12 protein-coding genes and 1 pseudogene are annotated in these 13276 nt (G+C 62.7%); all 13 read left to right on the top strand.

The window, feature by feature from the left end; translation table 11 throughout:
- Positions 1-1371: UDP-N-acetylmuramate--L-alanine ligase (gene murC / locus M6689_RS01025; protein WP_298266778.1), on the top strand; the 1371-nt coding region annotated here is incomplete at its 5' end.
- Positions 1368-2270 (top strand): UDP-N-acetylmuramate dehydrogenase, encoded by a 903-nt coding sequence (murB, locus tag M6689_RS01020; protein WP_298266777.1) that lies wholly within the window; start codon positions 1368-1370, stop codon positions 2268-2270. The genes murC and murB, both read left to right, overlap by 4 nt.
- A 40-nt stretch (positions 2271-2310) precedes the next feature.
- Positions 2311-3252: a D-alanine--D-alanine ligase gene (locus M6689_RS01015; RefSeq protein ID WP_298266776.1), complete on the top strand. Its 942-nt coding sequence runs from the start codon at positions 2311-2313 to the stop codon at positions 3250-3252.
- A 51-nt stretch (positions 3253-3303) separates the two neighbouring features.
- Positions 3304-4134 carry an FtsQ-type POTRA domain-containing protein gene (locus tag M6689_RS01010; protein WP_298266775.1) on the top strand — a complete coding sequence of 277 codons (831 nt, stop codon included), beginning with the start codon at positions 3304-3306 and terminating at the stop codon, positions 4132-4134.
- Positions 4135-4156: 22 nt separating this feature from the next.
- Positions 4157-5392, top strand: a complete 1236-nt coding sequence (gene ftsA, locus M6689_RS01005) for a cell division protein FtsA (RefSeq protein ID WP_298266774.1) — start codon at positions 4157-4159, stop codon at positions 5390-5392.
- Positions 5393-5470: 78 nt separating this feature from the next.
- The gene (ftsZ, locus tag M6689_RS01000) at positions 5471-6622 is read left to right on the top strand and encodes a cell division protein FtsZ (protein ID WP_298266773.1); all 1152 of its coding nucleotides are present in this window, start codon (positions 5471-5473) and stop codon (positions 6620-6622) included.
- A gap of 127 nt (positions 6623-6749) precedes the next feature.
- The gene (locus M6689_RS00995; protein ID WP_298266772.1) at positions 6750-8453 is read left to right on the top strand and encodes a radical SAM protein; all 1704 of its coding nucleotides are present in this window, start codon (positions 6750-6752) and stop codon (positions 8451-8453) included.
- A 196-nt stretch (positions 8454-8649) separates the two neighbouring features.
- Positions 8650-8766, top strand: a pseudogene (locus M6689_RS16205) (hypothetical protein); the annotation flags it as partial.
- Positions 8741-10294: an N-6 DNA methylase gene (locus M6689_RS00990; RefSeq protein WP_298266771.1), complete on the top strand. Its 1554-nt coding sequence runs from the start codon at positions 8741-8743 to the stop codon at positions 10292-10294. The pseudogene M6689_RS16205 and the gene M6689_RS00990, both read left to right, overlap by 26 nt.
- A gap of 91 nt (positions 10295-10385) precedes the next feature.
- Positions 10386-11123, top strand: a complete 738-nt coding sequence (locus M6689_RS00985) for a hypothetical protein (protein ID WP_298266770.1) — start codon at positions 10386-10388, stop codon at positions 11121-11123.
- Positions 11120-11425 (top strand): hypothetical protein, encoded by a 306-nt coding sequence (locus M6689_RS00980; protein WP_298266769.1) that lies wholly within the window; start codon positions 11120-11122, stop codon positions 11423-11425. The genes M6689_RS00985 and M6689_RS00980 overlap by 4 nt, the downstream gene beginning before the upstream one ends.
- A 108-nt stretch (positions 11426-11533) precedes the next feature.
- The gene (locus M6689_RS00975; RefSeq protein WP_298266767.1) at positions 11534-11896 is read left to right on the top strand and encodes a type II toxin-antitoxin system VapC family toxin; all 363 of its coding nucleotides are present in this window, start codon (positions 11534-11536) and stop codon (positions 11894-11896) included.
- 402 nt (positions 11897-12298) lie between these two features.
- Positions 12299-13180 (top strand): radical SAM protein, encoded by an 882-nt coding sequence (locus M6689_RS00970; RefSeq protein WP_298266765.1) that lies wholly within the window; start codon positions 12299-12301, stop codon positions 13178-13180.
- Positions 13181-13276: the final 96 nt, after the last annotated feature.

The raw sequence follows: 13276 nt of genomic DNA, 5'->3' as shown, positions 1-13276 counted from the left end.
ATCGAAAAAATTCACTTCGTAGGGATCGGCGGCATCGGGATGAGCGGCATCGCCGAGGTGCTCCTAAACTTGGGGTACAAGGTCTCCGGTTCCGACCTGAGAAAGTCTGACACCACCGACCGGCTAGCCGCCCTCGGCGGGGAGATCTACTACGGGCACGCCCGGGAGAACCTCACCGCCGTCGATGTCGTGGTCACCTCCACGGCGGTCCACGACGACAACCCCGAGGTGGTGGAGGCAAAGCGGCGGATGATCCCGGTCATCCCCCGGGCCGAGATGCTGGCGGAGCTGATGCGGATGAAGTACGGGATCGCCATCGCCGGCACCCACGGCAAGACCACCACCACCTCCATGGTGGCGACGGTCCTGACCCACGGCGGGATCGACCCGACCATCGTCATCGGCGGCAAGCTCAACACCCTCGGCACCAACGCCAAGCTCGGCCAGGGGAAGTTTCTCGTGGCGGAGGCCGACGAGTCCGACGGCTCGTTCCTGAAACTCTCGCCGACCATTGCCGTGGTGACCAACATCGATGCCGACCACCTCGACTTCTATACCGGCGGCATCGACCAGATCAAGACGACCTTCGTCGACTTCATCAACAAGATCCCGTTCTACGGCCTGGCGGTCCTCTGCCTGGAGGACCGCAACGTCGCCGACATCCTCCCCCGGGTGAAGAAGCGTTTCGTTACCTACGGCCTCTCCTCCCAGGCCGACATCCGGGCGACCCACATCCGCCTGGAAGGGGGGACCACCTCCTTCGTCGCCCACTACAAGGGATACCGGATGGGGGAGGTCACGTTCGCCATGCCCGGCGCCCACAACGTCCTGAACGCCCTCGCCTGCATCGCCGTGGCGATGGAGCTCGACGTCCCCTTCGCCCAGATTCAGGAGGGGTTTGCCACGTTCGGCGGTGTGGGGCGGCGCTTCCAGGTGAAGGGGGAGGTGAACGGCATCACCGTCGTCGACGATTACGGCCACCACCCGGCCGAGATCCGGGCCACCCTCGCCGCGGGAAAGAGCGGCTGGCCCGAGCGGCGACTCGTGGTGGCGTTCCAGCCCCACCGGTTCACCCGGACGAAGGAGCTCTTCGATGAGTTCGTGAAATGCTTCTACGACGCCGACGTCCTGGTGCTGACCGACATCTATGCCGCCGGCGAGGCGCCGATCGAGGGGGTCTCCGCCGAGCGGCTCGCCGATGAGATCCGCCGCCACGGCCAGCGCGACGTGACCTATGTCGCCGATCGGGAGGAGCTGCCGGAGCATCTCGTGAAGATCGTGAAGCCGGGGGACATCGTCCTTACCCTGGGCGCGGGAAACATCTGGCAGGCGGGAGAGGCGCTTCTCCCGAAGCTTGAGGAAGCTCTTTGACCGACGATCTCTTTGCGGCGCTCCGCCTTCGGGTGCGGGGGGAAATCCTCCGGAACGAGCCTATGGCGCGCCACACCTCCCTCAAGGTCGGCGGGCCGGCCGATTTCTTCGTCACGCCGGCCGATCGGGAGGATCTGCGGGAGCTCATGGCGGTCGTGACCGGGACCGGCACACCGTTTTTCGTGGTGGGGGGAGGGTATAACCTCCTCGTCCGGGACCGAGGGATCCGGGGAGTGGTGATTTCGCTGGCACGGCTGGCGGAGCTGGAGCCACTCGGTGGGGAGCGGATTCGGGTCGGCGCGGGGGTGACGAACCGGGAGCTTGGCCGGTTCCTCGTCAACGAAGGACTCGCCGGGCTGGAGTTCCTCGATGCCATCCCCGGAACCGTCGGCGGCGCCCTTGCCATGAATGCCGGGGCCCACGGCGGCGCGACCCTCGACCGGGTCGAAGAGCTGGTGACGCTGCACAATGGCAGTTTGTTGCAGCGTCGGCGGGATGAGCTCGAATACGGATACCGGTTTCTGCGCCTGGCTGCGGGAGAGATCATCGTTGAGGCGACCTTCCGGCTGGAGGCCGGCACGGCACGGAAGATCGAATCACGGATCGAGGAGTTCCGGGCCCACCGGGCGGCGAGTCAAAAAGTTGGCTATCCCAACGCCGGCTCGTTCTTCAGAAATCCCGAAGGAGTGGCGGCTTGGCGGTTGATCGCCGATGCCGGGCTTCGGGGGGTAATGGTGGGAGGGGCGCAGGTGTCGGAGATCCATGCCAACTTCCTCGTGAACCGGGGAGGAGCAACCGCCGCCGATTTCCTGGCCCTGACGGCCAGGATAAAAGATGAAGTCAAGCGGAAAACCGGCACGTCTCTTGAAGAAGAGGTGCGGATTGTCGGTGAACAGTGATTAAAGAATCGACCTTCACCGAAGGCACGAAGCGGGAACGATGACACGAGACGAATTGAAAATCGGAAAAACAGGCGTACTCATGGGGGGGCTTTCCGCAGAGCGGGAGGTGTCGCTTGCCAGCGGCGCCGCGGTCCTTCAGGCGCTCTTGGCCCGGGGATATGACGCCGTCGCCATCGACGTGGACCGTGATCTCCCGCAGGTTCTCGCCCGAGAGGGGGTCGAGGTCGCCTTCATCGCGCTCCACGGCCGCTACGGCGAGGATGGCGCGGTCCAGGGGACGCTGGAGCTCATGGGGATTCCGTACACCGGTTCCGGGGTGCTGGCGAGCGCCCTTGCCATGAATAAGATCTTCGCCAAGCAGGTCTTTGCGGCCAGCGGCCTGACCGTGACCCCCTACCGCGTGCTTCGCCGGGGAGAGGCGCTGGAGACCGGGACCCTCGGCTTCTCCTACCCCCTGGTGGTGAAGCCTTCCCAGGAGGGGTCGTCGGTGGGGGTGAGCATCGTGAAGTCGGCCGACGTATTTCCCGCCGCCTTGGAGACGGCATTCCGGTACGATCGGGAGATCCTCGTGGAGCGCTTCGTCAAGGGGCGGGAAATCCAGGTGGGAATCCTCGACGACCGGGCCATGGGGGCCATCGAGATCGTGCCGAAGAACGAATTCTACGATTACGAGGCCAAGTACACCGACGGCATGGCCGAGCATATCTGCCCGCCGGTCCTTGCGCCCGAGCTGTACCGCAGGCTCCTCGCCGAGGGGGAGAAGGCCCATCGTGCCCTCGGCTGCTCCGGCCACAGCCGGGTCGATTTCCTCGTGACCGAGGCCGGGGAGTGCTTCCTCCTGGAGGTCAACACCCTGCCGGGGATGACCTCTCTGAGTCTGCTCCCCGAGATCGCCCAGAAGGAGGCGGGGATCGGCTTCGAAGAGCTGGTGGAGCGGATTTTGTTGTCGGCATCGCTGAAAATCGGGGCTGGAGACTAGAGACTCGGGACTGGATTTTTTCGATTACCGAATCCCGAATTACGGAATCTCATGCGCGACCTGCACGTAAAGACACGGATCAAACCGGCGAACAACGCCAACCGCGTGAAGCGGGAGCGCAAGCAGATCAACTGGCGCCCCCTCGTCACATGGGGGAGCCGGGTTGTCTGCGGTGCGCTCCTCGTTGCAGTTGCCGGCATTCTCTGTTACGAGGGGTACCGGCTTGCGTCCCGGGTGCGGATCAATGTCCTTCGGCTCGAAACGATCGAGGTCTCGAAACTCCGGCACCTGACGCGGGACGAGGTGATTGCCGAGTCCGGGGTCAAGGCCGGCGACTCGATGCTGGGGCTTCGGCTTCGCCGCATCGGCGAGCAGCTAGCCAAGGATCCCTGGATCGAGAAGGTGCAGGTCCGGCGCTACTTCCCCCACACCCTCGCCATCGAGGTGACGGAGCGGGAGCCGGTGGCGGTGGTGAACATGGGGTTCCTCTACTACCTCGACGCCAAGGGTGAGGTCTTCAAGCCCCTGACCCATGGCGACAGCCTCAATTACCCGGTCATCACCGGCGTCACCGAGGACGACCTCGCCCGGGACCCGGACGGCACCAAGCGGTCGCTTACGGCCGCGGTGGGGCTGATGGGGCTTCTGCAGAAGGGGCAGACCTTTTCCCTGGCCGATGTCTCCGAGATTCACATCGACAAGGGGTTCGGCTTCACGCTCTTCACCGCCGCCGGCGGGGTGCCGGTCAGGCTCGGCAACGACGGTTTCGACGTGAAGCTTTCCCGGCTCGCCCGGATCTATGGCGAGCTGAAGGGGGAGCTGCTGGCGGTGCAATACATCGACCTCGACTACCATGACAAGATCATCGTGAAAAAGGGATAGAGAGAATCAGGAGGGGGAAACTATGTCGGGAAGAAGGGATAACCTGATCGTCGGCCTCGATATCGGCACGACGAAGATCTGCGCCATCGTCGGCAACGTCACCGAGGACGGCATCGACATCGTCGGCATCGGCACCAGCCCGTCGCGCGGGATGCGCAAGGGGGTGGTGATCAACATCGAGAGCACCGTCGAGTCGATCAAGAAGGCGGTTTCCGAGGCGGAGCTGATGGCGGGATGCGAGATCCGCTCGGTCTACGCCGGCATCGCCGGCGGCCACATCAAGGGGTTCAACTCCCAGGGGGTGATCGCCATCAAGAACCGCGAGGTGACCTCCGAGGACGTGAAGCGGGTCATCGACGCCGCCAAGGCGATCGCCATCCCCATGGACCGCGAGGTGATCCACATCCTTCCCCAGGAGTTCATCATCGACGATCAGGACGGGATCCGCGAGCCCCTCGGCATGAGCGGCGTGCGGCTGGAGGCGAAGGTCCACATCGTCACCGGTGCCGTGGCCAGCGCCCAGAACATCATCAAGGCGTGCAACCGGGCCGGGCTCGACGTGGCCGATATCGTGCTGGAGCAGCTCGCCTCCTCTGAGTCGGTCCTCTCCGCTGACGAGAAGGAGCTGGGGGTGGCGCTGGTGGACATCGGCGGCGGCACCACCGACATCGCCATCTTCTGCGACGGCGCCATCAAGCACACCTCGGTCCTGTCGCTGGGGGGCAACCACCTGACCAACGACATCGCCGTGGGGCTCCGCACCCCCATGGCCGAGGCGGAGAAGATCAAGAAGAAGTACGGCTGCTGCATGTCCTCCCTGGTGGGCAAGGAAGAGACCATTGAGGTGCCGAGCGTCGGCGGCCGCAAGCCGCGGGTCCTTTCCCGGCAGCTCCTCACCGAGATCCTGGAACCCCGGGTGGAGGAGATCTTCACCCTCGTCAACCGGGAGCTCGTCAAGTCGGGGTTTGAGGACCTGATCGCCTCCGGGGTCGTCATCACCGGCGGGAGCACCATCCTCGACGGGATGCCGGAGCTGGCCGAGCAGGTCTTCAACCTCCCGGTGCGCCGGGGGCTGCCGCAGCAGATCGGCGGCCTCGTGGACGTCGTCAACTCCCCGGTCTACGCCACCGGCGTGGGGCTCGTGGTCTACGGGAGCAAGAACGTCGGCATCCGCGAGTTCCCGACGGCCCAGACCGACGAGAATCTCTTCCGGCGGGTGTCGCGGCGGATGAAGGAGTGGTTCGGAGAATTTTTCTAGGAACGGAGTTCCTTGATACTGTTTTCGAATGCGATGAGAGTTCAGACAAAACAACATGAAAGGACAAGGGGGTAGGGTATGTTCGAGTTCGATGAAAGCATTGACCAGTGCGCGAAGATCAAGGTGGTTGGCGTTGGCGGTGGCGGCGGGAACGCGGTCAACACCATGATCGAGAACAAGATCCAGGGGGTGGAGTTCATCGTCGCCAACACCGATGTCCAGGCGCTGCGCTCCAACCGGGCGCCGGCCAAGATCCAGATCGGCCGGCAGCTGACCAAGGGGCTCGGGGCCGGTGCCGACCCGAACAAGGGGCGCGAGGCGGCCCTGGAGGACCGGGAGCAGCTTGCCGAGACCCTCAAGGGGGCCGACATGATCTTCATCGCCTGTGGCATGGGTGGGGGGACCGGGACCGGGGCGGCGCCGATCATCGCCGAGGTGGCGCGGGAAGTGGGCGCCCTCACCGTCGGGGTGGTCACCAAGCCGTTCACCTACGAGGGGCGCAACCGGATCAACAAGGCCGACGAAGGGATCCGCGACCTCAAGAAACATGTCGACTCCCTGGTGGTGATCCCCAACGACCGTCTCATCAGCCTCGCCGGCAAGTCGATGTCGATCCTCGACGCCTTCCGTCCCTCCGACGACGTGCTCCGCCAGGCGGTCCAGGGGATTTCCGAGATCATCACCGGACACGGCCTCATCAACGTCGACTTCGCCGACGTGCGGACGGTCATGAGCGAGCGCGGCATGGCAATGATGGGTATCGGCATCGCCTCAGGCGAGAACCGGGCGGCCGACGCCGCCAACCGGGCGATCTCCAGCCCCCTCCTCGAAGATATCGATGTCTCCGGCGCCAAGGGGGTCCTGGTCAACATCACCGGCTCCTCCTCCATGACCATGGACGAGTTCCAGACCGTGAGCCGCGCGATCCACGAGAAGGTCCACGAGGACGCCATCATCATCGTCGGCATGGCGATCGACGAGTCCCTCGGCGAGCAGATCAAGGTCACCGCCGTCGTCACCGGCTTCGGCGACCGCTTCGACCTGGAGAAGGGACGCCAGGAGATGAAGAACGTCACCCCGCTCACCGGTCGTCAGGAGCCGAACCGCGAGATCCCGACCTTCATCCGCGAGAAGCAGCAGCGCGAGACCTACAGCAGGCAGCGTAACATCTTCTCCGAAGACGACGATCAGTACGATATCCCGACGTTCCTGAGGAAATCGGTGGACTAAGAAACGCGCCTCTTGCGCAATAACCTCTTGATGCTTTCATTCCCCGGTCCCCCGCTTACCCCCTCCAGGGGGACCGGGTCTTTTTCCCCCTTCCGGCACCACCCCCCTTCGTGGTACGTTTTTACCCATGTCATGGAAAATCATCGAGAAACACCGCCGCATCCTTGCCGGTGAGGAAGGCGCGGCGCCGAAGCGGCGGGGCGGCAAGCTGACCGTCTGCCTCGTCTATCCGAACCGTTACGCCGTCGGCATGAGCAACCTCGGTTTCCAGGCGGTCCATGCCCTCCTGAACGGGGAGCCCGACGTTCTCTGCGAACGGGCCTTCCTACCCGATGCCGAAGAGCTGCGCGAGTACCGCAAGAGCGGGGGGCCGCTCCTCTCCCTCGAATCGCAACAGCCGCTCTCCTCCTTCGACCTCGTCGCCTTTTCCGTCTCCTTCGAGAGCGACTACCTGAACATCCCCGCCATCTTCGATCTGGCCGGCATCCCGGCGCGGAGCGCCGAGCGGGGCGCCGCCCATCCCCTCGTCATGGGAGGGGGGGCCGCCCTCTTCCTCAACCCCGAGCCGGTGGCAGATTTCATGGACCTGATCTGCATCGGCGAGGGGGAACCGCTCCTGCCGCTACTTCTCGGGCTGGTCCGTGCCAGGGGGATTGCTGATCGCCGGGAATTTCTGACTGATGCCGCCCGGCTCCCAGGCATCTACGTACCGTCCCTCTATGAAGTTGTCTACGACGGTGTCCGTCTCCTGTCCCGGCGGGCGCTCGGCGGGGCGCCCGAACGGGTGCGGCGGCTCTGGATGGCGGAACCGGACGGGCGGTCGACTGTCTCCGAGATCCTGACCCCGGGGACGGAGTTCTCCGACATGTACCTCATCGAGGTCTCCCGGGGGTGCCCGCGGGGGTGCCGGTTCTGCGCGGCCGGGTTCATCTATCTCCCCTACCGGCAGCGGTCCCTGGAGACGGTGAAAGCCGCGGTGGCCGAGGGGCTGAAGGCGCGGCACAAGATCGGCCTCGTGGGGGCGGCGGTCTCCGACTACCGGGAGATCGGAGAACTCTGCAGGCACATCCTTGAGCAGGGGGGGAAGGTCTCGGTCTCCTCGCTGCGGATCGACCGGCTCGACGCGGAAATGATCGAAGTGCTCAAAGCGAGCGGCCACAAGACCGTTGCCCTTGCCCCCGAGGGGGGAAGCCAGCGGATGCGGGACCTCATCAACAAGAACCTGACGGAAGAGCAGATCCTTGCCGCCTGCGACCTCCTCATCGGTCACGACATCCTGAACCTGAAACTCTACTTCATCATCGGGCTTCCCACCGAGACCATGACCGACCTGGAGGAGCTGGTGGCGCTGGTCGGAAAGATCCGCGAGCGGGTGATCGCCGCGGCGAAGAAGAACAAACGGCTCGGTGAGATCATCCTCTCGGTGAACCCCTTCGTCCCCAAGCCGTTCACCCCGTTTCAGTGGTGCGGCATGGAAGAGACGGCGTCTCTGGAAAGGAAGCTCAAATACCTTCAGCAGGCGGTAGGCAAGCTCTCCAACGTCCGCCTCCAAGCCGAAAGTCCCAAGGATGCCTGGCTCCAGGCGCTCCTCTCCCGCGGCGACCGGCGTCTATCCGCGTTTCTCCTGCGCGCCGCCGAGCTCGGCAGCTGGAAGCGGGCCGCGCGGGAATTCGACCCCTCTCCCGATCTCCTCGTCCACCGCGACATCCCCCTGGACGAGCCGCTCCCCTGGGGGTTCATCGAGAGCGTGGACGAAGGGCGGCTCGTGCGTGAGTACCGGCGGGCGTTTGCTGAGGCGTGCTCTGACGGATTGTCCGGATATGGTGATTGACTTTGCAGAGGCGTATTTGTAAATACATGGGGAATTGACCGACGTTCAGGGGCGGGGCCATTATGGCGGGACCAAAAAACAGGAAAGAAGCTTTCAGCAGGGTCGTCATCGACGAACAGCTGCGTGACGCGGGCCTGACGGCACGAGTGTCCGCTACGAGTACCGGCTCCCCGACGGCACCTATGCCGATTACGTACTGTGCGACCGCCACGGTCGGGCACTGGCGGTGGTCGAAGCGAAACGGACTAGCACAAGCGCCCGGGCCGGCGAACGCCAGGGGCGCGCCTATGCCGGGCAACTGGACAACGTGCCGTACGTGTTCCTCGCCAACGGAAACGAAATCCTCTTCTGGGACTACCGCGCCGAGGCTCAGCGTCGCCCGGGCGCGCCTGGCGAAGCGCCCCTACACAAGAACCTTTGCCGGCGACTGGACCCTGAAAAACCCCCTCAACGCCCCCCGTGAGGGAGAGAAGACCATTCCCCGGGAACGCTTCCGCTGGTCGGTCTGGGCTCAGGGGGTTTCCGGCGAGAACCTCGTCCGCTTCGTGCGCGACGAGGTCTTCCCCTTCTTCGCCGAGGCGGCCCAGCGCTCGGCGGTCAACTTCATGGAGGGTGCCCGTCTCGGCATCGACGATCCCACGGTCCTGACCCAAGTGGTGGGGCTCGTGGACGGCCTGCGCCTGGACCGGGCCGACGCCGACACCAAGGGTGACCTCTTCGAGCACGTCCTCCGGCAGATCAGCCAGGCGGGGGAGCTGGGACAGTTCCGCACCCCGCGCCACATCATCCGGGCCATGGTGCGAATGATTGACCCGCGGATCGGCGAGACGGTCTACGACCCCGCCGCCGGCACCGCCGGCTTCCTTGTTGCCGCCTACGACCACATCCGCCTCGAAAACTCCTCGCCGGGCGCCGTGGATGAGGTGGAGCTGGACGGCAAGCCCTTGCGGCGCGGCGCCGGCGACATGCTCTCCGCAGCCAAGTGGGACATCCTGGCCCACCGCACCTTCTACGGCAGCGACGTGGACCCCAAGATGGTGCGCCTCGCCACCATGAACCTCACCCTGCGGGGCCTTCCCGCCGTATCCATCCGCCGCCGCAACGTCCTCACCACCACCCTCGACCCCCAGCAGAAGGCCGACCTGGGGATACCCCCGGAGGGGTATGCCGTCATCCTCGCCAACCCGCCCTTTTCCGGCCGGGTGGACCGGGACCGGATCGTGGACGACGTCAAGATCGGCACCACCACCGCCACCGAGATCCTCTTTCTCAAGTACATGATGGGTAAGCTTGCAACCGGTACCAGTGACAGCATGAGAAATATTTCTCAGGGGAAGCTGAAGTGTTTGCCTATTCCGGTTCCGCCTCTTGAGATTCAGGAAGCATTTTCAACCCGCGCAGTTGATATCGGCGCCCTCATCATCCAGCAGGAACGCTCCCTCGGCCAGGCCGAGGCCCTCATGCACTCGCTCATGGCCCGCTATTTCGGCGAAACCGGAACCGGCGACGCCGCCCCCTGCGACACGAAGGCCCCCTCACCCCTCCCCCTCTCCCCGCGGAAGGGGGGTGCCAAAGAAAAGCCTCTTCCGGCGGGAGAGGGGGAGCACGACCTTCCCCTCGTGGCCGAACCGCCCGTACCCTACGCCGCCGACACCGTCCCCCGGCGCATTCTCTCCCACATGTTCCCCGGCCGCGACTACTCCAGGGCAGAGATCGCCGCCGCCCTCAGCCTTTCCGACACGGAGTGGGCCTGGGCGATCCGCCAGCTGAAGGAGGAGGGAGCGGTGGTGCAGACGGGGGAGAGGCGCGGGGCGCGGTATTCCCTTAAGGCAATTGACTGATAGAATAGCTTAGGCAGTGAAAAAGAGTTGTGGTATAGTCCCGCGCGAACTGCAAGAGGGATGATGGAGGATGGAGGTTTCCGTGTTTGACATGCCACGCTACGTACAAAACAGCTTCAATGTCGTTTTTCCCCGGCATGCAACCATTCGTCGGTTGGCAAACGACTTTGAGGACCGTTTGAAGGGGCACTATCTCCAGCCACAGATAATCGGGGTTCCGGACGAGTTGGACCCCGAGGTGCCAAGGTTGATTTTCGGCTCGGTACACGGTTTCAGCCAGATAGTCGTCTCGCAGGTCGGTATCGTCCTCAATGTTTCCTATTCACCTGATTACCAGGGTGACAGCCATAAGGGTAAGAACTATCTTGCCGAGCGAATCGCCATTCTTTTTGACCTCATCACCCTGCTGGGCGAAAAAAGCCCTTATTTTTGCGGGCTTTCCACAAAGGTTCAACTTCCCTGCACGGGGGGGGACGAAGAAGTCCTGGCTCATCTTGCGAAATTGCTCCTCAAGAATGAGTCAACGACGGGGGTTCATGATCTGAACGTAAAGACAACAAATGTTGTTGATAACCGTTTTTTCAGCAACGTGAGTGTCGCAAATTATCGAACCTGGAATATCGCGTCTGATGTCCAAGGGGTTATGAGCCTCTCCGACAAGGATGCCATAGCCCATGGGATAGAAATAACGGCCGATTTCAACGACAGATATAGCTATAATCAGGACAAGAGTTACCGGTCAAGCCTGGACCAGGCAAAAATTGTCATGGAATATGGTTTTGCACAGGTTGAAAGAACCGTTGAGACGATCGGAGGGGCGCCTTCATGACCTATACAAACGAATCGACTTCGACATCTTTTTTTGTCGGGCTTGGGAAGAAGGGGCTTCCCTTTGTTGCGATGTCCGTATTGGCAGCGCCGGTCACCCCTGCGTATACTTCACTGGTGTGCAACGGCATCATGCAGAATACAACCGTTTCCCGCGCGGAACGTCTCCCCGGCGAGATGCTTGCCAAGGCGCGGCGATCTACTGCTAAATCCCTCCTGAAGTTCGCCGGTACCTGGGCCGGGGATGACCTGGACCGCTGCCTCAAGGAAGCCTACGACGCCAGGGCAAAGGCCATTTTCTAATCTCTCTCATGTACCTCCTGGACACCAACCATTCCAGCCACCTTATTGCCGGTCACCCGAGCATTGTTGAGAAGTTGTCAGTTTTGGACGAGGTGCCGGTGGCGACATGTGCCATCGTGCGTGGCGAGCTGTTCTTCATGGTGCACAAGCCCGAGAAAAAACAGGAAAATCTCCAACGAGTCCCGGGAATTCTTTGACGAAATTGAAGTTTTTCCTGTCGACGACCAGGTTGCGGATATTTACGGTGAGTTGAAAGCTTCCATCATTGATTATTTTGGGCCTAAGGAAAAAGCCAAACGCCGCAGGGCGAGGATAGAGGAACTTGGGTTTTCTGAAAACGATCTCTGGATCGCTGCCGTAGCCAAGCGGTACGGTTACACGGTGGTTTCCTGCGACAGCGATTTTAGGCGGCTGCAAGAGATTGGGAGCTTGAAAGTCGAGTCCTGGCTGCCGGCAAACAGTGTTCCGTGATGGAATGCAGGTTAAGTGTATTGGGGGAGTTTCAGGATAAAAGGCGGCCAATGGGTCGCCTTTGCAATTAAGGGGCTGGGTGTTCAAATGCGTGAAACAGGCCGTCAACTTGTAAACTTATGAGGAGTGGCATGAAAAGAAACGTGGAAGAGTATATGGCTCTCCCCTACACCATCGAAATCATCCCTGATGAGGGGAGCTGTTTCGTCAAGGTCAAAGAGTTGGAAGGGTGCATGTCGGTTGGCGAAACCAGGGCTGATACTTTCTATGATCAAGGACGCCATGCGCGGATGGTTTGTCGCTGCCCTAGATGACGGAATTAATATCCCCTTGCCCCAATCGATGTATTAGACCGCCGAGGCGTATAATCTCATGCTTCCTTGAATTGAACAGGAATCCACCATGCCCGCCTACGTAGAGCCCGTCTTCCGCCCACCCAGTGAAGCCCGCAGCCTCATCTTCCAGATCACCATCGGCTGTTCCCAGAACCACTGCGCCTTCTGCGGGATGTACAAGATGAAGCGCTTCAGGCTGAAGCCGGTGGAGGAGGTGTTCGCCGAGATCGACGGCATTCCGGCCCGGTACCGTCCCCATGCGGACCGGGTCTTTCTGGCCGACGGCGACGCCCTGGTCTACCCCTTCGAGGGGCTCTGCGCCATCCTCGACCGGCTTGCCGCGACGTTTCCGAACCTGACGCGGGTCGGCTCCTATGCCTCCCCCAAAAGCCTCACCACCAAGAGTGTGGAGGAACTGCGGACCCTGCGGAAGAAACGGCTCCGGATCCTTTACTTCGGGCTGGAGTCGGGGGACGACGGGACGCTGGCTGCGGTGAACAAGGGGTTCTCGGCCGATGAGATGGCGCGGGAGGGGTGCAAGGCCCGGGAGGCGGGGATGAAGCTCTCCGTTACCGCCATTCTCGGCCTGGCCGGCAGGGGAAGGAGCCTCGAACACTCCCGGGCCACGGCCGCGTGGGTCAACCGGGTGAACCCCGAGTATTTCTCGCTCCTCACCCTCTTCCACCGCCATAACGACGACTTCATCCGGACCCTGGAGCAGTGCACCCATCGAGAGCTCCTCCGGGAGGTCCGGGAGCTCCTGACGATGCTGGCGCCACAGCGGACCATCCTCCGTTCCAACCACGTCTCCAATTTTCTGGAGCTGGCGGGGAGCTATCCCAAGGACCGGGAACGGCTCATCGCCGAGGTGGACGCGTCGGTCGCCCGGCTGGAACGGGTGCCGGGATTCCTCGATGCTGTGCCGGAGTATGACGAGGAGTACTATTAAAGCGTCAAGCCGTCGTTGTACGAAAAAAGCCGCTCTTCCGTCGGAAGGTGCGGCTTTTTTTTATTACGCAGAGCATGGGGTGTTGCTTTCATGTTT

It is taken from the genome of Geobacter sp. (assembly GCF_027327745.1).
Taxonomy (GTDB): Bacteria; Desulfobacterota; Desulfuromonadia; order Geobacterales; family Geobacteraceae; genus Geobacter.
This window is presented reverse-complemented; position numbering and strand designations above follow the sequence as displayed.

What these genes read in the sequence shown, in the direction of transcription:
- M6689_RS01015 (WP_298266776.1), top strand. Translation starts at nt 2,311, where the DNA reads ATGACACGAGACGAATTGAAAATCGGAAAAACAGGCGTACTCATGGGG.
- M6689_RS01010 (WP_298266775.1), top strand. Translation starts at nt 3,304, where the DNA reads ATGCGCGACCTGCACGTAAAGACACGGATCAAACCGGCGAACAACGCC.
- ftsA (WP_298266774.1), top strand. Translation starts at nt 4,157, where the DNA reads ATGTCGGGAAGAAGGGATAACCTGATCGTCGGCCTCGATATCGGCACG.
- ftsZ (WP_298266773.1), top strand. Translation starts at nt 5,471, where the DNA reads ATGTTCGAGTTCGATGAAAGCATTGACCAGTGCGCGAAGATCAAGGTG.
- M6689_RS00995 (WP_298266772.1), top strand. Translation starts at nt 6,750, where the DNA reads ATGTCATGGAAAATCATCGAGAAACACCGCCGCATCCTTGCCGGTGAG.
- M6689_RS00990 (WP_298266771.1), top strand. Translation starts at nt 8,741, where the DNA reads ATGCCGGGCAACTGGACAACGTGCCGTACGTGTTCCTCGCCAACGGAA.
- M6689_RS00985 (WP_298266770.1), top strand. Translation starts at nt 10,386, where the DNA reads ATGCCACGCTACGTACAAAACAGCTTCAATGTCGTTTTTCCCCGGCAT.
- M6689_RS00980 (WP_298266769.1), top strand. Translation starts at nt 11,120, where the DNA reads ATGACCTATACAAACGAATCGACTTCGACATCTTTTTTTGTCGGGCTT.
- M6689_RS00970 (WP_298266765.1), top strand. Translation starts at nt 12,299, where the DNA reads ATGCCCGCCTACGTAGAGCCCGTCTTCCGCCCACCCAGTGAAGCCCGC.